The sequence below is a fragment of the Nonomuraea fuscirosea genome (assembly GCF_003001935.1).
Classification (GTDB): Bacteria; Actinomycetota; Actinomycetes; order Streptosporangiales; family Streptosporangiaceae; genus Nonomuraea; species Nonomuraea fuscirosea.
On sequence record NZ_PVNG01000003.1, the window covers coordinates 283,943 to 306,140 of the forward strand.

Here is a 22,198-nt window from a genome sequence, read left to right on the forward strand (position 1 = left end):
GTCAGGCGGTGTCCGGCAGGGCGGCCTGGATCGGCGTGAGGTTGCCCGTCGTCACCAGGAACCCGCGCCCGGCCGGCCCGCCGGTCGTGCCGCGTGGCAGCCGGATGTTGAACAGGTCGCCGTCGGTCTGTCCCTGCACCGCCAGGAGCACTCCCGTACGCGCCTTGCGTGCCTCCGCCACGAACCCCCGGTAGGCCACGGCCAGGTCGCCCGTCGTGCCCGCGACGAGCAGGCCGTGGTCGCCGTCGCGGCCGGTCCTGAGCACCTCCTCCAGGGCGGTGCCGAGCGGGCCGTCGGCGTTGACCAGCTCGGCGTCGTCCACCAGCACGACGTAGTGGCGCTGCTCGGCCAGGATCTCCAGCAGGTCGGTGGCCTCGCCGTTCAGCACGGCCAGCGCTCCTTCGAGGTCGCGCAGCGGGCTGCGCCTGGGGGCGACGGCGACGACCGGCGTGCCCTGCGAGATCAGCCAGCGGGCGGCCGTCATCAGCACCGACGAGCGGCCGGAGCGCGACGGCCCGGCGATCACGGCGGCGGGCCCCTGGGCCATCAGGTCGATCCCGAGCGGCGCGAGCGCGTCGCCGCCCGCGCCGAGCAGCGCCCACAGCGGCGAGGGCGCGCTGAAACCCGGCTCCAGCGCCAGCGCCTGCGCGGCGATGATCCGCATCGGCAACGCGTCCACCCGCAACGGCGGCTCCCCGCCCCACCGCCACGCACTCCTCCCGGGCACCACGGCATGCGCCGGACCACCGGCCCGGCCGGACAGGCCCGCGGCGGGGTCGGCGGTGCCGGACGCGGCGACGGTGCCAGACGCGGCGACGGTGCCGGACGGGGTGGTGGTGCCGGACGAGGCGGAGTCGACGAAGCCGGACGAAGCGGCGCCGGACGGGTCGGCGGCGGCCCGGGCCAGAGCTTGCAGGGCGGCGACCTGGGCCGGTCCGGCCGGATCGGCGGCCAGCAGGGCGATCTGGTGCTCCACGATGCCGTGCTCGCCCATCGACAGCGCCCGCCCGGCCGGCATGACCGAGGGCAGCCCCTTGAGCGGGAAGCCGGCCAGGCCGTAGTCGGCGTTGTCCGACAGCCGCAGCAGCAGCCGGTCGTCGAACACCGTCGACACCTGCCCGAGCAGCCCCGACCGGTCGGCGCTGACCACCGCCCTGAACCCGACCGCCGGCCCCTCACGCAGCAGCTGGAGCAGCGCCTCGATCAGCCGCCCGTAGTCGTAGCCCTCGAAGGCGGCCACGAAGCCCTCCCACCGGTCGAGCATGAACACCAGCCACGGCAGCCGGTGCCCCGCCTGCCGGTACTCGGCCAGCGAGGCGTGCCCGGCCTCGGCCAGGAGTTGCTGGCGGCGGCCCACCTCCACCCGCAGCCGCGTCAGCAGCCGTTCCACCCGGTCGAGCTGGTCGCGCGTCACGACCGCGCCGCAGTGGGGCATGGCGACCAGGGGCAGCAGCGCGCCGGAGCCGCAGTCCACGGCGTGCAGGTGCACGTCCTCGGGCGAGGCGTGCCGGGCGATGGAGCCGGCGATCGTGCGCAGCGCCGTGGACCTGCCGCTGCGCGCGGCGCCGGCGATGAGCAGGTGCCCGCCGTGGGCCACGTCGAGCGCCAGCCGCTGCCGGTCCTGCGCCCACGGCCGGTCGGTGCTGCCGAACGGGATCGGCGCCACCTCCTCGCCCCCCGGCCGGCCGCCCAGCCGACCGGCGGCCTGACCGGCCGCCCAGCCCGAGCCCAGGTCAGCGGTCCGGTCGGCGGGCTGGTCGTGAGGCAGGTTCGCGGGCAGGTCGAGGACGAGGTGGGTGGGCAGCGGGTCCAGCCACGGGCTCGGCTGAGCGGGCACGCCGGCCAGGCTCGCGGCCTCGATGAGGGCGTCGGCGACGAGCGTGAGGTCGGTGGTGGTCGACTCCTCCTCGACCGGCCGCGGTGGCGGCGGCAACGGCTTCCCGAGGGCGCGCCACTCCACGTCCAGCACCCGCACGCTCCCGCCCTCCGGCCGGGGATCCCCGGGCCCGGCAGGCGGCGCGGGGGAGCGCCCGCCGACCCGCGCCGTCTGCACGGCCACCGCCGCGCCCACCCCTGAGCGCACGTAGCAGCGCCCGGGGGTGTTCTTGGAGATGTGCGCGGCGTCCGGCGTGTCGATGACGTCGGCCGACTCGGCCGGCTCGGTCACCCGCAAGGCGATCCGCAGCGAGGTGTTGGCCTGGATGTCGGCCGTCACCACGCCGGCGGGCCGCTGGGTGGCCAGGATGAGGTGGATGCCCAGCGACCGCCCCCTGCGCGCGATGTCCACGAGCCCGGTCACGAAGTCCGGCAGCTCGGCCACCAGGGCGGCGAACTCGTCGATGATCAGCACCAGCCGGGGCATCCCGGGCCCCTCGTAGTCGTCGATGTCCTTGGCGCCGGCCGACAGCAGCAGCCGCTCCCTGCGCCGCAGCTCGGCCGCCAGCGAGTCGAGGGCCCGCTGCGTCAGGTGCCCGTCCAGGTCGCTCACCATGCCGACCGTGTGCGGCAGGCGTACGCACTCCTTGAAGGCCGCGCCGCCCTTGTAGTCGATCAGCACGAACGTGAGCTGGTCGGGCCGGTTGGCCACCGCCAGCGAGCAGATCAGCGTCTGCAGCAGCTCCGACTTGCCCGCGCCGGTGGTGCCGGCGATCAGCCCGTGCGGGCCGTCGAGCTTGAGGTCCACGGTGAAGGGCCCGTCGGGGCCGACCCCGATCAGCGCCTCGGTGCTGCCGTGCTTGCGCCACTGGGCGGCCAGCTCCTCGCCGGACGGGACGGGCATGCCCATGAGGTCGAGCAGGCGGGCCGCGTCGGGCAGGTTACCGCCGGGGTCGTCGCGGCTCACGTCGCGGATCGGGGCCAGCGCCCTGGCCAGGCGGTCGCACCAGGTGACGGAGACGAGATCGGCGAGCAGCGGGCCGATCACGTCGAGGCCGCCGCCGCGCAGCCGGACGAGGCCGTCGGCGCCGCACGCGGCCACCGTCTGGCACTCCTCGGGCAGCAGGCGCTGGTCGTCGTCGATGGCGAGGGTGTAGACGCCCGAGCGCGGGCCCTGCCGCAGCACCTGCGGCATGCTGGGCAGCCCGCGCAGCACCTGGGCGCCGTCGAGGACCACCAGCACGTCGTACGGGCGCACGTCGTAGGAGGAGAACGTGGGCTTCTCAGGACCGCCGAGGTCGTCCCAGCCGGTGGGGATCTTGCCCAGCTCGGGGATGGCGGTGTTCTGGCGCTCGTCGATGAGCGCGGCCAGCTCGGCCACCCGGCGCGCGGCCGACTCCGGGTCGGCGCCCACGAGCACCACGCACTCCTCGCCCGCGCGCGGCGCGCAGTGCGGCAGCCAGCGCAGCCAGCCCCAGCGGCGTTCGGCGTCGGGGTGCGCGGAGACCACCACGATGGCCAGGTCGCGCGGGCTGTGCAGGGTCGCGGCCTGGGCGATGAGCCAGCTCGCCAGGCTGGTCGCGGCGGAGCGCGGCCCGGTCACGCCGGCCACCCCCAGCCGCCGCATGGGCAGCGCGACGGGCACCGACCGGCAGATCGGCGGGTCGATGGGCCCGCCCTGCTCCTCCGACAGCTGCAGGTCGGCCGGCAGGTCGGCCAGCCCGACCCGCAGCCTGAGCGCGTCGGGGTCGTGGATCCTGCGCTCCCACAGCCGCCGGCGCGGCCCGGTGGCGGTCAGCAGCACCTGGGCGGGGTCGGGCGCGTCGGCCCTGCGGGTGGCCTCGTCGGCCACCCTGGCCCGCTCGACCGCCGCGTCGTACGCCTCGACCTGCTCCTGCCACTCCTTGACGGCCTTCTTGTGCTGCTTCTTGCCGTGACGGCGGTCGCTCCACCACTGGCCGATCATGATCACGGGCGTCATGAGGGCGACGAGCAGGTAGTACCACTGCTTGAGCGCGAACGCCAGGGTCAGCCCGAGCACGGCCGGCAGGCACGCCGCCAGCAGTTGCAGGCGCATGCCCTCGTTCCTCGACGGCTCCTTGGGCCGGACGAACGCGCGCTCGGGCTCGGGCCTGCGCAGCCGGGGCGGGCGGTTGTAGGCGACGCCGCCCTCGTCGCGCGGGGCCAGGTGCGCGTCCTTCGGCTCGATCGAGGTCAGCACGAACACCGAGGAGCCGCAGGTCAGCACGGCCTGGTCGGGCCACTCGACCGGCTCGGTGAGCGGGCGGCCGTCGAGCTCGGGCGTCTCTCCGTAGCCGGCCGCGAACTCGGCCGCCGCGCGTTCGGCCGTCCGCGCGGTGAGCTCGGCGACCTCGTCGGCCCAGCGTCCCTTGAGCTTGAGCCTGGGGGCCTCGCCCGGCGGCAGCCAGGCCCGCTCGACGGTGATCGCGTCGGGCGTCACCCGTACGGTGACCGCCTCGGGGGCCAGCGCCGGGTCACCGGCGGCGATGGCGCACATCGGGTCGGAGCCGATCACGTGCACGCCGAGCCCGAGCCGGTGCACGGCCCCGGCGGCGGGCCCGCCGACGACCCGTACCTCGGCCACCCCGCCGGGCTCCGCGACGAGGGTCGCGCGGGCGAGGTGAGGGTCGAGCGTGACCTTGTCGCCGTCGCGCAGCACGGCGGCGACCGGCGCTCCCGGGTCGAGCGGGCGGCCGTCGCGCCACAGGGCGGGCGGCCCCATGTCGGAGCGCTCGGGCCGGCGCGGCTGGGGCACGTAGGCCCCGCCCTGCGCCATCCCGTACGGCGCCCGGTTCTTGGGCAGGCGGACCACCGTCGCCAGCGGTGCCTGATCGCCCAGCGCCGCGCTGAGCTCCGCCACCGTGGCGCCGTCGTCGCCGTCGATGACGACGTCACGGTCGCCCTGCCCGCCGATGACGGTGAGCATGATCCGCATGGGGCCGTCTCCTCGGTCGACTTCGGGCGCCAAATTAGCGTCCGGAACGTGGTCTGGCGCGCCGGTTGACGGCAATGGCATGGGGAATCGCCGCCGGAGCGGATTTATCGCTCGATGTCGGCACTTGAGGCGAAATTTGTGTGAACGGAGTGACCTATGTGATTGATGGGGTGGCTAACCGGATAAAGCGGTATTCGTCAACTCGATAGAAACAATAGGCATCGATGAATTCGGCTTGACATCATGTCACCTGCGAAACGAGCATGGGTCCGCGAATTCCGCCTACGCCGCCGTGGTGATCCCCACATAATGGCGTGAATTCCGCAATTCACCCCGGGAGCCCCCCACCCATGAGGACCAGTGAAAAGCCTGCCGCCAACGCGGCGGGGTTGTCCGGCCCGGCCTCGCGCAAGCTCCCCGTTCCACCCAGGGAACGCAAGCCGGCGCTGGCCGCGCTGGCCGTCCTGCTCATCCTCGGCGGCGCGCTGGCCACGACCCTGCTCGTCCTGCGCAGCGGCGACCGCGTCTCCGCCATCCGCGTCACGCAGCAGATCGGCGCCGGCCAGAAGTTCACCCCGCAGGCGATCGAGGAAGTGAAGATCGCCGACACGGGCGTCGCCTTCGTCTCGTGGACGCAGCGCGACAAGGTGCTCGACAGCTTCGCGGCCGTCACCCTCCTGCCCGGCACCCTGCTGACCAACCAGATGGGCGTGCGCGCCAGCAGCGAACTCGGACAGGGAAAAGCCACCGTCGGGCTGGCCCTGAAACCCGGGCAAATGCCGGCCGGAGTGCAGGCGGGCGACCGCGTACAGGTGATATTCGTACCGGCTCGGTCGAGTCAGGGAGAAAGCCGCGTGCTCGCCGCGAGCGCACTCGTCTTCAGCGTCGGCGACAGGTCGAGAACGGGAAATTCCGGCCAGATCACCGTGGTCGTGGAAGCGCCCGCCGCGCCCGAGATCGTGGCCGCCGCCTCCGCCGGTGAGGTCGCCGTTGCCGAGCTTCCGGGGGCACGCTGACGTGGCGCTGATCGTACTGGCGGCCGACAAGGGCGCGCCGGGGGTGACCACCGCCGCCGCGGCCCTGGCGGCGGTGTGGCCGCGGCCCGTGCTGCTGGCCGAATGCGACCCCGCCGGCGGCGACCTGGCCTACCGGCTGCCCGCCGCCGACGGAGGCGTGCTCAACCCCGGAAAGGGGCTGCTCACGCTGGGCGCGACCGCCCGCCGCGGGCTTGAGGCGGCGCAGATCCACCAGCACACGCAGAAGATCATCGGCGGCCTCGACGTGCTCGTCGGGCTCACCCACGGCGAGCAGGCGGCCGGGCTCGCCTGGATGTGGGGCGCGCTCGGCCGGGCGCTGGCTGCCGTCCCCGACGCCGACGTGATCGCCGACTGCGGCCGGCTCGGCGCGCATCCGCAGCTCGGCGACCTGATGGCCGAGTCCGAGCAGGTCGTGCTGCTCACCCGGGCCACCCTCGACCACGTGGCCCACCTGCGCGAGCGGCTGCAGGTCAGCAAGGCGCACGGCGTCGTCGTGATCGCCGACCCGCGCAACTACCGGGGCTCGATCGAGGACGTCCGCAGGATCGTCGGCCACAGCGTGCAGTTCGTGCACGGCCTGGCCTACGACCCCAAGGGCGCCGAGCTGCTGCGCGGCCAGTGGGGCGGCCGCCTGGACCGCTCGCTGCTCATCCGTACGGCACGAGACCTGGCGGGCAGGCTGGTGAGCCACCGGTGATCGACCACTCCCTCGTCAAGCGCTTCCGCCAGGAGGTCGGCGACCGGCTGGCCCACCAGCGCCGCCTCGACCAGGCCAACGGCCTGCCCCCGATGAGCGGCGAGGACGAGCGCCAGTTCGCCCGCGCGCTGATCTCCCAGGTGCTGGAGGAGCACGCCCGCGGCGAGATCGGCCTCGGCCGCACCCCGCCCACCGTCGAGGAGGAGGAGGCGCTCGCGGCCGGCATCCACGCGGCGCTGTTCGGCGTGGGACGGCTGCAGCCGCTGCTCGACGACACCCAGGTCGAGAACATCGACATCAACGGCTGCGACAAGGTGTTCGTCAGCTACGCCGACGGCCAGGAGCTGACCCACGACCCGGTCGCCGACTCCGACGACGAGCTGATCGAGCTGATCCAGATCCTGGCGGCCTACTCCGGGCTGTCGAGCAGGCCGTTCGACACCGCCAACCCCCAGCTCGACCTGCGCCTGCCCGACGGCTCCCGGCTGAGCGCGGTCATGGACGTCACGGTCAGGCCGGCCGTGTCGATCCGGCGGGCCCGGCTGGGCAAGGTCTTCATGTCCGATCTGGTGGGCAACGGCACGATCGGCCCCGACGTGGGGCGCTTCCTGTCGGCCGCCGTCGCCGCCCGCAAGAACCTCATGATCGCCGGGTCCACCAACGCCGGCAAGACCACCCTGCTGCGCGCCCTGGCCAACGAGATCCAGCCCGGCGAGCGCCTCATCACCGTCGAACGCGCCCTCGAACTGGGCCTCGACCAGTTCCCCGAGCTCCATCCCAACGTGGTCGCCTTCGAGCAGCGCCTGCCCAACTCCGAGGGTCAGGGCGAGATCTCCATGGCCGAGCTCGTCCGGCGCTCGCTGCGGATGAACCCCAGCCGGGTCATCGTCGGCGAGGTGCTCGGCGACGAGATCGTCACCATGCTCAACGCGATGACCCAGGGCAACGACGGCTCCCTGTCGACCATCCACGCCAACTCCAGCATGGAGGTCTTCAACCGCATCTCCACCTACGCGCTGCAGGCCCGCGAGCGGCTGCCCATCGACGCCACCCACATGCTCATCGCCGGCGCCATCGACTTCGTCGTCTTCATCGAGAAGCGCAACGACTACCACCTCGGCGGCAAGCTGCGCCGCTACGTCTCCAGCATCCGCGAGGTCAACGGCTGCGACGGCCGCGTGCTGTCCAGCGAGGTCTTCGCGCCGGGCCCCGACGGCTGCGCCGTCCCGCACGCCCCGCTCTCCTGCCTGGAAGAGCTCGCCGCCCACGGCTACAACCCCGGGGGCTGGTGAGCCATGTCCACCGCCACGGGCCTTCCTGCTGGAGGTCGATGACGTATGCCGTTCACGTTCGACCCGCTCGCGCTGCTGGCGGGGGCGGCCGCCGGCGGCGGCCTGTTCCTGTTCTGCCTCGCCCTGTACGGCCTGCGCCCCCGCCCGTCCAAACCCAGGCGCCACCTGGTCAAGGTGCTGACCACCCGCGCCGCCGTGGCGGCGGTGGCCGCCACCCTGGTCCTGGTCGTCACCGGCTGGCCGGTCGTCGCGGTGGGCACGGTGCTGCTCGTGTTCGCCTGGCGCGGCCTGGCCGGCGGCGCGGCGGAGGAGCGTATCGCCATGCAGCGCCTGGAGGGCCTGGCCGCCTGGACGGAGTCGCTGCGCGACACCATCGCCGGCGCGGCCGGCCTCGAACAGGCCATCCCGTCGTCCATCAGGGCCGCCGCCCCCACACTGCGGCCCCACCTGCGCGCCATGATCGACCGGCTGCACACCAGGATGGCGCTGCCCGAGGCGCTCGGCCGCTTCGCCGACGAGCTCGACGACCCCTCGGCCGACCTCGTGGTGGCCGCGCTCATCCTCAACTCCAGGCTGCGCGGCCCCGGCCTGCGCGACGTGCTGGGCGCGCTGGCCGTCTCGGCCCGCGAGGAGCTCGACATGCGCCGCCGTGTCGAGGCCGAGCGCCGCGCCACCCGGCGCAGCGTGCAGATCGTGGTGATCACCGCCCTGGCCTTCGCCGGGATCCTCGTCGTGTTCAACCCCTCCTACGTCGCCGAGTACGAGGGCGTGCTGGGCCAGGCGGTCCTGGTCGTCGTGGCCGGGCTGTTCGGCGCGGGGTTCGCCTGGATGCGGCGGCTGGCCAGGTTCGACAAGCCCACGCGGCTGCTCATGGGAGGAGGCGGTGGCGATGGTTGAGGGCGCGCTGGCCGGAGCGGTGGCCGGGCTCGGCCTGTTCGTGCTGCTCCGGGCGCTCTTCCCGGCCCGTCCCGGGCTGGTGGCGCGGCTGCTCGCGCTGGACGCCGTACGCGAGGACTCGGGCGCGCCGCGCATCCAGCTCGTGCTGCCCGACGAGGAGGTCAGCGCGTTCCGCCGCGGCCTCGGCACCCGCCTGGCCCGCCTGTACGGCGCCCGCGGCTGGGAGGTCAGGTCGGCCAAGGCGGACCTGGCCCTGCTCGGCCGCTCGTTCGAGGCGTTCCTGGCGACCAAGGTGCTGCTGGCGGCCGGCGGCCTGCTCGTCTTCCCGCTGCTGCTCGCCTGGCTGCTGCTCATGGAGTGGGGCGCCTCCCCGACCATCCCGTTCTGGGCCGCGATCGTGGCCGCGGCCGTCTTCTTCTTCCTGCCCGACCTGCAGATCAAGCGGGACGCGGCGGCGAGGCGGCGCGACTTCCGCCACGTCGTCGGGGCCTTCCTCGACCTCGTCTCCATGAACCTGGCCGGCGGGCGCGGCGTCCCCGAGGCGCTGATGATGGCCGTCTCGGTCAGCGGCGAGCAGCCCAACTGGGCGATGGGCCGCATCCGTGACGCGCTCGGGGGCGCCAGGATCGTCGGCATCACCCCGTGGCAGGCGCTCGGCCAGCTCGGCGAGGAGATCAACGTCGACGAGCTGCGCGACCTGTCCGCCGCGCTCGGCCTGGTCGCGGACGACGGCGCGAAGGTACGCGCCTCGCTGACCGCCAGGGCCGCCACGCTGCGCCGGCGCGAGCTGGCGGAGATCGAGGGCCGGGCCGGCGAGCGTTCCCAGTCGATGCTCGTCGCCCAGCTCCTGCTGTGCGCCGGCTTCGTGATCTTTCTCAGTTATCCCGCCGCTATGAAGATGTTGGGGGTCTGATGAACCATCCCTGGATCGTGTATTTCACCGCGTTCATGGGCGACCGTCTCCACCGCGCCAGGACCGCGCCCACCCGGGGCGCCTCCGCCGTCGAATGGGTGATCATCACCGCGATCATCGCCGGGGTCGCGCTCGGCCTGGCCACGTTGATCGCCAACCTGGTCAAGGATCAGCAGGCGCAGATCCAGGAGAACTTCGGCGAAGGCGGTGGCGGCGGCGGTGGCGGCGAGCCGTGATCGTCCGGCCTCGGGACGGGCGCGGCGTGCGGGCCCGGCCGGCACGGGACGAGCCCGGTGCGACCGTCCGGCCGGCACGGGACGAGCGCGGCGTGACGGTGATCGAGCTGGCCCTGCTCATGCCGGTCATCCTCGCGACCGCGCTGCTCATCGTGCAGGTCGCGCTCTGGTTCCACGCCCGCGAGGTCGCCGAGGCGGCGGCCCAGGAGGGCGCCAGGGTGGCCAGGTCGGCCCCGTTCGACTCCGGCGCGTGGGAGGGCGCGGCCACCGGGAAGGCCACCGAGATCGTCCGGGCGATCGGTCCCCGGCTGCTGCGCGACGCCACGGCGACGACCTCGGAGAAGGAGCCGGACGAGCGCTTCGTCACGGTGACCGGCAGCGCCGTCCAGGTGATCCCGCTGCTGCCCGACCTCGCGTTCACGATCACCGCCACCGCGGGCGGCCCCGTCGAGTGCTTCCGGCCCGACGACGGCGGACAGGACTGCGGATGAACGAGCGCGGCTCGATGGCGGTGGAGACGGTCATGCTGGCCCCGGTCTTCCTGCTCTTCCTCATGTTCCTGGCCGGCGCCGGCGTGGTGGTGGAGTCGCAGGGCCGGGTCAACGGCGCCGCCCGCGACGCCGCCCGCGCCGCCTCCGTGCAGCGCACCCAGGACGAGGCCGAGGGCGCCGCCGAGACCATCACCACCGACGTGCTCAAGGGCCGCTGCCAGTCCTCGGACGTCTCTCTCGACGAGTCCGAGTGGGAGCAGGGCGGCCAGGTGCACGCCGAGGTGACGTGCGAGCTGGACCTGGGCTTCCTCGGCTTCGGCGGCACCCAGCGGCTGACGGGGACGGCCGTGGTGCCGCTGGAGCAGTTCAGGAGGATCGAGTGAGGTCCGGCGAACGCGGTTCCATGTCGGTGTTCACCGTGCTGTTCTCCGTCGTGGTGTTCCTGCTGGCCGGGCTGCTGGTGGACGGCGGCTCGGCGATCAACGCCCGGCTGCGCGCCGCCGACGTGGCCGAGCAGGCCGCGCGGGCCGGCGCCGACGAGCTCGACGTCGACCACCTCCGGCAGACCGGGCAGACCCGGCTGCTCGGCGAGGACCAGGTGTGCGCCAGGGCCGACGAGATCGTCGCGGCCGTCGGCGGCGACGACGTGAGCCAGGGCGAGTGCTCCGTCGGCCAGGGCCAGGCGCAGGTGACGGTCACCGTCAAGGTCCGGTGGGAGGCGTTCTTCCTCAGTGCCGTCGGCCTGTCCGGCTCCGAGATGACCGGCGAGGCCACGGCCGCGCCGGAAGCGAGATAGACCGAATCCCGCCACTCGATGGATGCGGGACACATGAGCCACGACGCTTGACCGGAGAAGGGAGAGGCGATGCCGACGCGAGAGCCCGCGCGTTCCCACGGACGTCACGTCCCCGTGCGCGTCCCGGTCCGGCGCCGTGCCGGTGACGTGCTCGCCGGCCTCGGGGCGCTGGTCGTGCTGGTGGCGCTCGTGGGCGGCGTCCCGTACGCGCTGCTGACCTTCGTCGGGCCGCCGATCGCGCCCGAACTGCTCGACATCGACGTGCTGAGCAGCAACGTCGGCCCGAGCACGATCATCGCCGTCCTGGTGCTGCTGGTGTGGCTGGCCTGGTTCCAGCTGTTCGTGTGCGTGCTGGTCGAGGTGTACGCGGGCGTCCGCCGGGTCGGCATGCCCGCCCGCGTGCCGCTGTCGGGCGGCACGCAGTTCCTCGCCAACAAGCTCGTGTCGGCCGTGCTGCTGCTGTTCACGGCGGGGGCGATGGTGGTGCCGCTGGCCAAGCTGGCGCCCACGCCCGCGGCTCCGCCGGTGACGGCGGTCGCGTACTCGGCGCCGCTGGTCGAGCAGACGCTGGAGACGCACAAGACCAAGAAGGTGTACGTGGTGCAGCCGCCGCACGGCCGGCACCACGAGAGCCTGTGGGAGATCGCGGAGAAGTGCCTGGGAGACGGCCGCCGCTATCCCGAGATCTACCGGCTCAATCAGGCGAAGGAGCAGCCGGACGGGAGCCGCCTGCGCATGGCGGACCTGATCAGGCCCGGCTGGGTGCTCGACATGCCGGACGACGCGAGAAACGTGCACATCGTCCCCTCCGGACAGCCGCGCGACCAGACCCTGCGCGAGCACCCCGGTAAGGCGCAGGCCGAGTCCAGGCCCGACACGACCGAGCGCGGGACCCAGGACCGGGCCGAGGGCAGGCACCGCCAGCAGGACCAGCGGGAGGACCGCAAGGAGACCGGCCGCCAGGGGAGCACGCAGACCGAGCGCCAGGACGATCACGGCCCGCAGACCGTCATGAGGGAGAGCCAGAACGGCGACCTGACCGACTACCTGGCCGCCGCCTCGCTGGCCGCCGCCGGGCTGCTGCTCGTGCTGGCCAGGCGGCGGCGCGAGCAGCTCTGGCGGCGCGTGTTCGGCCGCAGGATCGTCCGCCCGCGCGACGACGCCGCGCAGGCCGAGGTCGCGCTGCGGCTCGGCGGTGACGCGCCGGGTGCCCGCGTCCTCGACGTCGGGCTGCGCGTGCTCGGCGCCGAGCTGGCCGCCCAGCGCCGCACCCCGCCCACCGTGTACGGGGCCCACCTGTCGGCCCGCACGCTCGACCTGTGGATCCATCCGGCCGACGACGACCCGCCGGCTCCGTGGACGGCGGCCGACGGCGGCCAGGTCTGGCGGCTGCCCGCGCACGAGGGCCGCCTGCTGCCGGAGGGCAGGCCGGGACAGGGCGGCGCGCCGTACCCCGGGCTGGTCTCCATCGGCACCGACGACGGCGGCCGGGTGCTGATCGACCTGGAGGCCGCGCAGGGCCTGATCAACGTGCGCGGCGCGCACACCACCGCGGCGCTGGCCGCACTCGCCGTCGAGCTGGCCACCAACCGCTGGTCCGACCGCATGCGCATCACGCTCGTCGGCTTCGGCGAAGAGCTGACCGCCATCGCGCCCGGCCGGATCAGGGCCGTCGGCAGCCTGGCCGAGGTGCTGCCCGAGCTGGAGGCGAGCGCCGCCCCGCGGATGGAGGTGCTGACCGGCCGCATCACCGGCAGCCCGCGTGGCGCCCACTACCTGCTGTCCGCGGTCGCCCCCACCCATGAGGAGGCCCGCCGCCTGGCGCTGCTGGCCCGCAGGGACACCGCCGGCTACGTGCTGGCGGGCGAGGTCCCGCACGCCACCTGGACCCTGGAGATCGACGAGGACGGCAAGGCCAGGCTGGCCGAGCTGGGCTTCGAGGTGGAGGCCCAGCTCCTGCCCCGCCGCCACTACCGCGCGCTGATCGACCTGTTCCGCACGGCCGACCGCCTCGACGGCGAGGTCATGCCCGAGCCGGAGCCGCTGGAAGGGCTGCACCCGCCCGCCGTCGAGATCAGGATCCTCGGCCCCGTCGAGATCACCGGCCTGCCGCCGCTGGAGGAGGGCCGGATGGCGCTGGCGACCGAGCTGCTGGTGTACCTGGCGACCCACGTCGGCGGCGTGCATCCCGTGGTGCTCGGCGGCGTGCTGTGGCCGCGCGGCGTCCAGGACATGGTCAGGGACGCCACCATCGCCAGGGTCGCCCAGTGGCTGGGCCCGGAACACCTGCTCACCGACGAGGCGGGCCGGCTGCGGCTGGGGCCCGACGTACGGACGGACTGGATGTTGTTCCGCGAGCTCGTCCGCCGCTCCCACGGCGACCCCACGGCCAGGGCCGTGCTGCTGGAGAAGGCGCTCGGCCTCGTCCGCGGCCCGCTGCTGGCCGGTCGCAGGTCCGGCGGATACACCTGGCTGGCGGCCGACGACCTGGAGTACGACGTGAGCGCCGCCGTGGCCGACGCCGCGCACCAGCTCTGCGAGATCCGGATCGCGGGCGGCCAGCCGGACGCCGCGGTCGCGGCCGTGCGCGCGGCGCTGCTGCTGGCGGCCGACGACGAGGGCCTCTGGCGCGACCTGCTGCGGGCCACCCACGCCACCGAGGACGTCGTCCGGCTGCGGGCCGTCGTCGAGGGGCTGACCAGGCGGGCGGCCTCGCATCCCTACGGGGGCGGGATGGCCCCCGAGACCGAGGCGTTGATCGAGGAACTGCTGCCTTCGTGGCGCATCCATGTGGTGAGGGAGTCGTCGGCATGAGACGTACGGCGATCGTGCCGGTCCTGGCACTGACCCTGCTGCTGGTGGCCGGCTGCGGGCCGGCCGAGCGGCCGTACCAGCCGGGGGAGGGCGCCGTGCCCCCAACCGCGCCCGCGTCCGCGTCCGCCACCGGCGCGCCTGAAGGCACGCAGGAACCCGCGGCGAGCGGGACCCCGGGAGCGGGCACGGTCTCGATCGGCGGCGGCAAGCTCAAGGTCACCATCGACTGGCCCGCCAAGCGCGATCCGCTGATCCAGCTCATGGCCGACTACCACCTCGCCACCAGGAAGGCGATCGTCTCCGGAAGCGATCGATACCTACAGGATCTGGATCTCGAACTCACCGGGGCCCGCGAGGCGTACGACTGGGTGACTCAGTACACCGAACAGGACAAGAGCATGAAAGGCACATCCCGCCTCTACAACCTGCGTGTCGCCGTGAAGCTGGACAAGGGCGCACAGGTCAACGCCTGTGTGGACGATCGGGGCGCGCGCGTGATCCACACGCGTACCGGCAAGGCGGTCGTGCCCCAGCCCGACTGGATCCGCCGGCCCCACCTCCATGCCATCCTCGTCCACCGCGGCGACGACGGTGTCTGGCGGATCAGGACATTTCGCTACAGCTATAAGGGGTGCCCCGTATGAAGGTCCTGATCGCGATGGTCGCCGCGGGCACGATGATGCTCAGCGCGCCCCCGGAACAGCCGAGCGGTGAGACCTTCATCGACAAGGACAAGACGAAGGGGATCGTGCTCGTCCACTCCAAGGTCATCGTCTCCGGCAACGGGGCGCGGGGCGGCAAAAGCGACGGTTACGTGCTCAAGCGCCCCTGCTGGTACGAGCCCGGCGCGGACGCGAGCGACATGCTCAAGACGCAGGAGAGCCTGCGGGCGTACTGGTTCCGGTTCACCAAGAACCCGACCGAGGAGAAGTTCCAGGCGTTCCTCAAGCAGTTCCAGGACAAGATCGGCAAGGAGGGGCGCTGGTGGGGGCCGGCGTACGACGCCTCCGACCCCAAGGGTCAGGCCTGTTTCTCCGCCCTCGACCCCTTCGTCTTCGTGCCGCCCGGCACCACGCCGCCGTCCGGCATCACCCTCCAGGAACTGGCCGAGATCGCCAGGGCCGCGCTGACCGTCCCCGAGCCCACCGTCAAGCTCAACCCCGACGCCAAGAGCTACGTGAACCTGCCGACCTGGGTATGGCTCGACGGGATCGGCGAGACCCGCCGGTCGGTGACCGCGGCCATCCCCGGCATCATGAGCGTGACAGTGACGGCCACGCTGGAGGACGTCAAGATTGACCCCGGCACCACGAAGGACCGGGCCGAGGTGCACGAGGAGGGCTGCGGGGCGGCGGGCAAGCCGTACGTCAAGGGCGGCACGTTCGCGTGCGGGGTGCGTTACCTGCGCTCCTCCATCGACCAGCCGCGCGAGCAGTACACGCTGACCGTCACGACGGTGTGGCCGGTGACGGTCGAGGGCAACGTGGTCCCGTTCCAGTTCGCCCCGGTGCAACTGGACACGACCCGGGACGTCCCGGTAGGCGAAATCCAGAGCAACGTCACACCCCCGGCAGGCTAGGTGAGGACGGAGGCGAGCGGGGCCAGCTCCGGCTGCTCCGCCGCCTCGGCCAGCACCTCTTTCAGCACGGCGTCGTGCGTCGGCCCGGCCAGCGCCAGCAGCTCCCGCCCGGCCGGCGTGACCTCCGAGTAGATCCCCCGCCGATCGTCCCGGCACAGGTAACGGCGCAGCAGCCCCCGGTTCTCCAGCCGCGTCACCAGCCGCGTGGTGGCGCTCTGGCTCAGCACCACGGCCCGGGCGAGCTGCTGCATGCGCATGTGCCACCCGTCCTGCCGGGCCAGCACGTCGAGCACGGTGTACTCGCTCACGCTCAGCTCGTGCTCCCGCTGCAGCGCCTTCTCCAGCCGCTCCTCGATCTTCCCGTGCAGCGCCGCGAGAGTGCGCCAGCCCTGGGCGCGCGCTTCGACGGCATCATCGGCAATGGCCATGTCGCAGACTCCGTCCCCTCGTGGTCCCGCCCTCGCCTAGTGAGCGTCCGCAAATAATGCCCACGCCCACTAACGTCGTCTGCCGACCAGTCTATGCCTCCCACCCGGCCCGCCCCCGCGCCCATCGACCTCGGCATGGGCAGGACTCTCGTGCACCCATGACAAGGCCGGCACGACAGAACGTCGCCCCGGCCGTCTTTGGCGGAGAGGTCAGCCGAGCACTTCGTCGATGCTGGTGGCGGTGAGTGCCCTGGCGAGCCAGGTGTCCAAAGTGGTCGTGTCGGTGCAGGCGAGGATGCGTTCGCGGGCTTCGTCGGTGACGGGGATGCCGCGCTGGTTCAGGACCTTGAGGATCGACTTCGCCTCTCCCTCCGCTTCTCCCTGCGCCTGGCCGCGCTCCACCCACTCGCGGACGAACGGGAGGTGCATGAGGTCGTCGGCGGTTACGGCCATTTTCAGCTCCTTGCATAGGTTTATGGCAACTGACCTGGGGAGCAGCAGGAGTACAAGCTCAGAATAGCTTGGCCGCCCGTTCGGCTGCTGAACGATGGCCTCGACGAATGTCCGGAGGACCTTGACCTGCTCCGGAGAGTCGTCGCTGCCGTGCACGATGGCCGACAAGGCCGTGAGTTCAGGTTCGGCGATGGCTTGCGTGATGTCGGTGACGGCGGGCACATCGCCGGGCCCGATGACGAGCGGCGTGAGTACCCAGCCCGGATGTCCCAGGTCGATCGGCTTCGCGCACGTGCGCGCGGTGTTCGCACTCGGGCTGAACACCAGAAGCAGCACCGGGCACTTCTCCCGTGCTCGAAGCGTCGCCAGGTAGACCGGCCAGGACCAGCTCTTGTCCGGGTCGGGCTTTCGCTGGACCTCGAGGACGACCGCCCGCACCGCCTTTCCGCTCTTCCTCAGGGTGACGACCGAGTCGCTTTGGTATTCGGTGGGCACGCATTGGGTGAAGTCGGTGTTGCCCAGCAGTGCCTCGTCGAAGGGCGGAACGCTGACATTGAGTTCGGTCAGTAAGGTTGTGATGAAGGACGGCTGGTGGCGAACGAGTTCGATGAGGTACTCGTGTTCGAGCTTTGGTGACATGCCGAACACATTACCGAACGCTGTCGTGCGATTACTTTGGGTTGGCGATTGCTCCGGATTCGTGGGCAAGGAGCCACTCTTTTACCGGTACGCCGTAGTAATAGCCGCCGTAACCCCCGCTGCTCGGCAGGACCCGGTGACAGGGGACGAACGGGGCGATCAGGTTCTGGGAGCAGGCTGAGCCCGCCGCTCTGGCGGCCGTCCTCGGCAGGCCCGCCAGGACGGCCAGCTCGCCGTACGAGACCGTCGTGCCCGGCTTGACCTCGCGCAACGCCGCGTGGAGCCGCCGGCGGGTCGGGGTGCCGGGCTGGGAGAGCGGGACGGCGTCCAGGGCGGTCAGGTCTCCGGCCAGGTACGCGCGGACGGCCTCCGAGGCGGGCCCGAGGTCGTCCACGACCTCCAGCCCCTCCGCCCGGAGGTCCGGGGTGAGGCGGATGAACAGCTGCGAGGGGTCGGCGGTGAAACCCGCCGCGACCAGCACACCCTCGCGGGACAGCAGCACCAGCGGCCCCACCGGCGTCGGTACGAGCTGGGCGTCGATCATGAGGAGCTCCAGAGGTGCAGGGCGGCGTACGCCCGCCACGGGCGCCACCGTTCGATGTGGTCGTGCGGGATGCCCAGGGCGGCCATGCGCTTGATCAGCACCAGGTCGCCCGTGGGCCACGCGTCGGGGTCGCGCAGCGCGCGGAGCGCGATGTAGCCGGCCGTCCACGGGCCGATGCCGTGGACCTCCAGCAGCCCGGCCACCGTCTCCGCCGGGTCCTGGCCGCCGTCGAGGTCGATCCGGCCCTCGGTCAGGTGGGTGGCCAGCTCCTTGAGCGTGGCGATCCTGCGGTTGGTCAGGCCGAGCCCGGACAGGTCGGTCTCCGCGAGGTGGGCGGGGGCGGGGAAGAGCCCGCCGGGCGCGGCGGCGCGGGCGACGATGCGGCCGAGCAGCGTACGGGCTCCGGCCACCGAGATCTGCTGGCCGACGACAGCGCGCACGGCCAGCTCGAACCCGTCGAACGCCCCCGGCACCCGCAGCCCCGGCCGCGCCGCGACCAGCGGGGCGAGCGAGGTCTGGCCGAGCACCTCCGAGATCGCCTCGGGGTCGGCGTCCAGGTCGAGCAGCCGGCGGCAGCGGGCCACGACGCGGGCGAGCTGCCTGGTGTCCTCGACGGCCACGTCCAGGGCGATGTGGTCCGGTCGGGGGCTGAGGGTGATCGTCCCGCCTGGTACGGCTCTGGTGTACGACGTCGGCTCCGCCACCTCCAGTCCGGGAATCGCCCGGGAGGCGAGGAATCCGAACACCCCGTCCACGTCGTACGGTTCCCGCCGGTTCAGCCGCAGCCGGAGGGTGACGGGCGACCCCGCCGGCAGGGCTTGATCCGGGGTGTCGAGCTGCCTGGTGGCGGCTCCGGGCAGGCCCTCGGAGGTGCGGGTGGGCGAGGGAAGGCGCTCACCCGCCGCGGCGTTGACGCGTGGTGCGGGGATGCTTCTGGTCGAGCGGGGGCCGGCCGTGGCGCGCAGTTCGCTGGGCGTGAAGCCGTACGTCTCCCGCATCGTCGCGTTGAACTGCCGTACGCTGCCGAATCCCGCCGCGAACGCCACCTCCGTCACCGGCAGCGCCGTCTCGGTCAGGAGCTGCTTGGCCAGCAGCAGCCGCTTCGTGCGCGCCACCGCCAGCGGCCCGACGCCCAGCTCGGCCACGAACAGCCGGTGCAGGTGGCGTTCGGTGATGTGCAGCCGCCTGGCCAGCCCGGCGATGCCCTGCTCGTCGGCGTCGCCGTCGTCGATGAGGCGCAGCGCCCGCCCGATGAGGTCGCCGCGCAGGTCCCAGCCGGGGTCGCCGGGCGACAGCTCGGGGCGGCAGCGCTTGCACGGGCGGAACCCGGCCGCCTCGGCGGAGGCCGCGTGCCGGTAGAAGCGCACGTTACGGGAGGCCGGCGTACGGGCGGGGCAGATCGGGCGGCAGTAGATGCGGGTCGTCGTCACCGCGGTGTAGAAACGACCGTCGAACCGGGAGTCCCTGGCGGAGACGGCCCGGTAACAGGAGTCGAAGTCGAGCTCTGTGGGCGGCATGTCTCCGACAGTATGCGCTTCCCGGAGGGACCGACTGGCGGAAATCGGACGTCACCGCCCAGGGCTTCCAGGCCCCCTGAACGACAGCCGGCTCAGGGCCGGTCGGGCCCTGGCCGTGCGTCGCGGGTCACGACTGTGGTCCGTGCGTCGCGGGTCAGGACCCGGGTCGTACGCCGCGGATCACTTCGACGAGACCCCGACCCCCAGGTCGAACTCCCGGTAGACCCGCGCCCAGAACCCGTCCCGCAGCCACACCCGAGCCTCAGGATAGGGCCGCAGCGAATGCCCCAGCTCCTTCTCGGCCTCGATCAGCAGCTCGGTGTCGATGACGGTCGGCAGGATCGGGCCGGGCAGCAGGTCGCGGATGTTGTCGCGGCCGCGGGTGAGGATCCACTTCTGCGCCACGTGCTCGCCCACGTCTTCGACACGGGGACGGCTGGGCCCGAGCTTGGCGACCTGGCCGGGCTTGGCGTGCGGTTTGACGGGCGTGCGGCCGGCGAAGACCTGCGCGGGCGACGGGGCGGCGGCGGGTGGAGTGACGGGGACGGGTTGCGGAGCACGGCTGAAAAAGGGCCTTAGGAAATCAGCGGTGATCACTTCGACGGTGTCGGACTCCCACACGAGGCGTTCCGCCTGGTTCGTGCCGTAAGGAGGTTCGACGCCCCAAAGGTGGATGCGCACACCGTACGCCTGCGCCGCCTCGACCGCCGGGACCATGTCCTCATCACCCGCCAGCAGGATCGTGTCGGTCACCGCGTGGTGCCTGGCCAGCGCCTCCAGGTCGCTCCGGATCTGCGCGTCCACGCCTTTCTGCTGGCCGCGGGCGTTCAGGTTGCCGAGGCGCACCTTGACCCAGGGAAGCTGGGCGATCACCCGCTGGTCGACGGTCGGCACACGGTCACGGGCGGCGTCATACCAATAGATCCGCAGAAGTTCGCCAGATATACGTTCCTCTGCATGTTTCTGTAGACTCTGGATGAGCTCATCGGCGGCCACCCGATATTCCTTGCGTTCCTTCGCACCGAGCAGCACTTCACCCGCCGCCGCGTAGAGATAACCGACATCCACTAGGACGGCGTACTTGGCTGCCACAGGATGCGGCATGAGGTCTGGGATGGCCATGTCGTCCTCCAGGCCGCGGTGTTAGTTGATCGGCTGACTATATACGCCTACTTTCTCTAGATAGTCCCAACTCCCGGGGAACTTGACACCCGATTCGCAGGATCTATCTAGGGTAGAGCGCTCATCCGCCATGCCGACTTCCCTGGCACGACAGGCTTACGCATACCTCTAGCCGGGTTTCGCCACGTATGTCTTCGGGGGGCGGGAGGGGGTTCGGGCGCGGCGGGTCTCGTCGCCAGCACGGCGGTCAGCGCGGCGATCTCCTCGGGCGTGGCGTCGCCGCGGACAATACGCAGATGTGCCGTCACAGCGGGATGTTCCCATGCTTCTTGGGGGGCAGCGTGGCCCGCTTGTTCCGCAGCGCGCGCAGCGCCCTGACCACCTGGGGCCGGGTCTCGGACGGCCGGATCACCGCGTCCACGTAGCCGCGCTCCGCCGCGATGTACGGATTCGCCAGCGTGTCCTCGTACTCGGTGACGAGCCTGGCCCGCTCCGCGTCGGGTTCCTCGGAGGCGGCCAGTTCGCGCCGGTAGAGGATGTTGACCGCGCCCTGCGCGCCCATGACCGCGATCTGCGCGGTGGGCCAGGCCAGGTTGACGTCCGCGCCGAGGTGCTTGGAGCCCATGACGTCGTACGCGCCCCCGTACGCCTTACGGGTGATCACGGTGATCAACGGGACGGTGGCCTCGGCGTACGCGTAAAGGATCTTGGCCCCGCGGCGGATGATTCCGTTCCATTCCTGATCGGTGCCCGGCAGGAAACCCGGAACATCGACAAAAGTCAGGATCGGAATATTAAACGCATCACATGTTCGAATAAATCTGGCAGCCTTCTCGGATGCGTTGATATCCAGACATCCGGCGAAATGCATGGGCTGGTTGGCCACGACCCCCACCGGCTGGCCGTCCACCCGGCCGTACCCGACCACGATGTTCGGCGCGAACAGGGCGTGGACCTCCAGGAACTCCCCGTCGTCCAGCACGTGCTCGATCACCTGGTGCATGTCGTACGGCTGGTTGGCCGAGTCGGGGATCACCTCGTCGAGCTCGGGATCCGGCTCCAGGTCGGCGGCGGCCTCGAAGACCGGCGCCTCGTCCAGGTTGTTCGACGGCAGGTACGACAGCAGCGCCTTGACGTACTCCAGCGCGTCCGACTCGTCGGAAGCCTGGTAGTGGGCCACGCCCGACTTGGTGTTGTGCGCGTGCGCGCCGCCGAGCTCCTCGAACGTGACCTCCTCCCCGGTCACCGTCTTGATCACGTCGGGCCCCGTGATGAACATGTGGGACGTCTGGTCCACCATCACCACGAAGTCGGTCAGTGCGGGGGAGTAGACGTGGCCGCCGGCCGCGGCGCCCATGATGAGCGAGATCTGCGGGATGACGCCCGAGGCGTGCACGTTGCGCTTGAAGATCTCCGCGTACAGGCCGAGCGCGACCACGCCCTCCTGGATGCGGGCGCCGCCGCCCTCGTTGATGCCGATGATCGGGCAGCCGGTCTTGATCGCCAGGTCGAGCACTTTGACGATCTTCTCGCCGTACACCTCGCCGAGCGAGCCGCCGAACACCGTGACGTCCTGGGAGAAGACGCACACCTGCCGGCCGTCGATCGTGCCGTGCCCGGTGATGACGCCGTCGCCGTACGGCCGCCGCCGTTCGAGCCCGAACATCGTCGATCGGTGCCTGGCGAACGCGTCGAACTCCACGAACGAGCCTTCGTCCAGCAGCGCCAGCACCCGTTCCCTGGCCGTCATCTTGCCCCGGGCGTGCTGCTTGTCCACCGCGGCCGCCGAGCCCGCGTGCACGGCCTCGTCGACTCTCCGTTCGAGGTCGGCGATCTTCCCCGCGGTGGTGTGGATATCCGGTTCTTCTGGCATCGCCTCGGCAGCGCTCATGCGCGCAAGGCTAGTCCCTCC

The 22,198-nt window shown here is 72.1% G+C and carries 20 protein-coding genes; 12 read left to right on the forward strand and 8 right to left on the reverse strand.

Annotated elements, in window-relative coordinates; translation table 11 throughout:
- Window position 1 precedes the first annotated feature (1 nt).
- Window positions 2-4,831 (reverse strand): FtsK/SpoIIIE domain-containing protein, encoded by a 4,830-nt coding sequence (locus B0I32_RS08375; RefSeq protein WP_106236507.1) that lies wholly within the window; start codon window positions 4,829-4,831, stop codon window positions 2-4.
- Between the two features lie 350 nt (window positions 4,832-5,181).
- On the opposite strand from B0I32_RS08375, the gene B0I32_RS08380 reads away from it, so the two are divergent.
- The 12 genes from B0I32_RS08380 to B0I32_RS08435 all read left to right on the forward strand — a co-directional run bounded on the left by B0I32_RS08380 (window position 5,182) and on the right by B0I32_RS08435 (window position 15,583).
- Entirely contained in the window at window positions 5,182-5,847 is a 666-nt protein-coding gene (locus B0I32_RS08380; protein WP_106236508.1) for a hypothetical protein, read from the forward strand.
- A 1-nt stretch (window position 5,848) separates the two neighbouring features.
- On the forward strand, window positions 5,849-6,565 hold the full coding sequence (locus B0I32_RS08385) for a CpaE/TadZ family protein (RefSeq protein ID WP_106236510.1): 717 nt from the start codon (window positions 5,849-5,851) through the stop codon (window positions 6,563-6,565).
- Window positions 6,562-7,857, forward strand: a complete 1,296-nt coding sequence (locus tag B0I32_RS08390; protein ID WP_245955676.1) for a TadA family conjugal transfer-associated ATPase — start codon at window positions 6,562-6,564, stop codon at window positions 7,855-7,857. The genes B0I32_RS08385 and B0I32_RS08390 overlap by 4 nt, the downstream gene beginning before the upstream one ends.
- Window positions 7,858-7,902: 45 nt before the next feature.
- Window positions 7,903-8,754, forward strand: a complete 852-nt coding sequence (locus B0I32_RS08395; RefSeq protein WP_106236511.1) for a type II secretion system F family protein — start codon at window positions 7,903-7,905, stop codon at window positions 8,752-8,754.
- Window positions 8,747-9,667 (forward strand): type II secretion system F family protein, encoded by a 921-nt coding sequence (locus B0I32_RS08400; RefSeq protein WP_106237035.1) that lies wholly within the window; start codon window positions 8,747-8,749, stop codon window positions 9,665-9,667. The genes B0I32_RS08395 and B0I32_RS08400 overlap by 8 nt, the downstream gene beginning before the upstream one ends.
- Complete coding sequence (locus B0I32_RS08405; RefSeq protein WP_106236513.1) at window positions 9,667-9,903, forward strand: hypothetical protein; 237 nt, start codon at window positions 9,667-9,669, stop codon at window positions 9,901-9,903. The genes B0I32_RS08400 and B0I32_RS08405 overlap by 1 nt, the downstream gene beginning before the upstream one ends.
- Window positions 9,900-10,394 carry a TadE/TadG family type IV pilus assembly protein gene (locus B0I32_RS08410; protein ID WP_245955677.1) on the forward strand — a complete coding sequence of 165 codons (495 nt, stop codon included), beginning with the start codon at window positions 9,900-9,902 and terminating at the stop codon, window positions 10,392-10,394. The genes B0I32_RS08405 and B0I32_RS08410 overlap by 4 nt, the downstream gene beginning before the upstream one ends.
- Window positions 10,391-10,777 carry a TadE/TadG family type IV pilus assembly protein gene (locus B0I32_RS08415; RefSeq protein ID WP_106236515.1) on the forward strand — a complete coding sequence of 129 codons (387 nt, stop codon included), beginning with the start codon at window positions 10,391-10,393 and terminating at the stop codon, window positions 10,775-10,777. The genes B0I32_RS08410 and B0I32_RS08415 overlap by 4 nt, the downstream gene beginning before the upstream one ends.
- Window positions 10,774-11,190: a TadE/TadG family type IV pilus assembly protein gene (locus B0I32_RS08420; RefSeq protein ID WP_245955678.1), complete on the forward strand. Its 417-nt coding sequence runs from the start codon at window positions 10,774-10,776 to the stop codon at window positions 11,188-11,190. Before B0I32_RS08415 ends, B0I32_RS08420 begins: the two co-directional genes overlap by 4 nt.
- A 69-nt stretch (window positions 11,191-11,259) precedes the next feature.
- A complete protein-coding gene (locus B0I32_RS08425; protein ID WP_245955679.1) occupies window positions 11,260-14,004 on the forward strand; it encodes an AfsR/SARP family transcriptional regulator in 2,745 nt (914 codons plus the stop codon).
- Window positions 14,001-14,648 (forward strand): hypothetical protein, encoded by a 648-nt coding sequence (locus tag B0I32_RS08430; RefSeq protein ID WP_106236516.1) that lies wholly within the window; start codon window positions 14,001-14,003, stop codon window positions 14,646-14,648. The genes B0I32_RS08425 and B0I32_RS08430 overlap by 4 nt, the downstream gene beginning before the upstream one ends.
- A complete protein-coding gene (locus B0I32_RS08435; RefSeq protein ID WP_245955680.1) occupies window positions 14,645-15,583 on the forward strand; it encodes a hypothetical protein in 939 nt (312 codons plus the stop codon). The genes B0I32_RS08430 and B0I32_RS08435 overlap by 4 nt, the downstream gene beginning before the upstream one ends.
- Here the strand turns inward: B0I32_RS08435 and B0I32_RS08440 are convergent.
- The 7 genes from B0I32_RS08440 to B0I32_RS08470 all read right to left on the reverse strand — a co-directional run bounded on the left by B0I32_RS08440 (window position 15,580) and on the right by B0I32_RS08470 (window position 22,177).
- A complete protein-coding gene (locus B0I32_RS08440; RefSeq protein ID WP_106236519.1) occupies window positions 15,580-16,011 on the reverse strand; it encodes a MarR family winged helix-turn-helix transcriptional regulator in 432 nt (143 codons plus the stop codon). The two genes, B0I32_RS08435 and B0I32_RS08440, sit on opposite strands and share 4 nt — an antisense overlap.
- A gap of 210 nt (window positions 16,012-16,221) precedes the next feature.
- Window positions 16,222-17,103 carry a hypothetical protein gene (locus B0I32_RS08445; protein WP_146178087.1) on the reverse strand — a complete coding sequence of 294 codons (882 nt, stop codon included), beginning with the start codon at window positions 17,101-17,103 and terminating at the stop codon, window positions 16,222-16,224.
- A gap of 31 nt (window positions 17,104-17,134) precedes the next feature.
- On the reverse strand, window positions 17,135-17,647 hold the full coding sequence (locus tag B0I32_RS08450; protein ID WP_106236522.1) for a methylated-DNA--[protein]-cysteine S-methyltransferase: 513 nt from the start codon (window positions 17,645-17,647) through the stop codon (window positions 17,135-17,137).
- Window positions 17,644-19,164, reverse strand: coding sequence for an AlkA N-terminal domain-containing protein (locus B0I32_RS08455; protein WP_106236524.1), 1,521 nt, complete (start codon window positions 19,162-19,164; stop codon window positions 17,644-17,646). The genes B0I32_RS08450 and B0I32_RS08455 overlap by 4 nt, the downstream gene beginning before the upstream one ends.
- Before the next feature lie 180 nt (window positions 19,165-19,344).
- On the reverse strand, window positions 19,345-20,286 hold the full coding sequence (locus B0I32_RS08460) for an NYN domain-containing protein (protein WP_106236526.1): 942 nt from the start codon (window positions 20,284-20,286) through the stop codon (window positions 19,345-19,347).
- A 107-nt stretch (window positions 20,287-20,393) separates the two neighbouring features.
- On the reverse strand, window positions 20,394-20,594 hold the full coding sequence (locus B0I32_RS08465) for an acyl-CoA carboxylase subunit epsilon (RefSeq protein ID WP_106236528.1): 201 nt from the start codon (window positions 20,592-20,594) through the stop codon (window positions 20,394-20,396).
- Window positions 20,591-22,177 (reverse strand): acyl-CoA carboxylase subunit beta, encoded by a 1,587-nt coding sequence (locus tag B0I32_RS08470; RefSeq protein WP_106236529.1) that lies wholly within the window; start codon window positions 22,175-22,177, stop codon window positions 20,591-20,593. The genes B0I32_RS08465 and B0I32_RS08470 overlap by 4 nt, the downstream gene beginning before the upstream one ends.
- Between the last annotated feature and the right edge of the window lie 21 nt (window positions 22,178-22,198).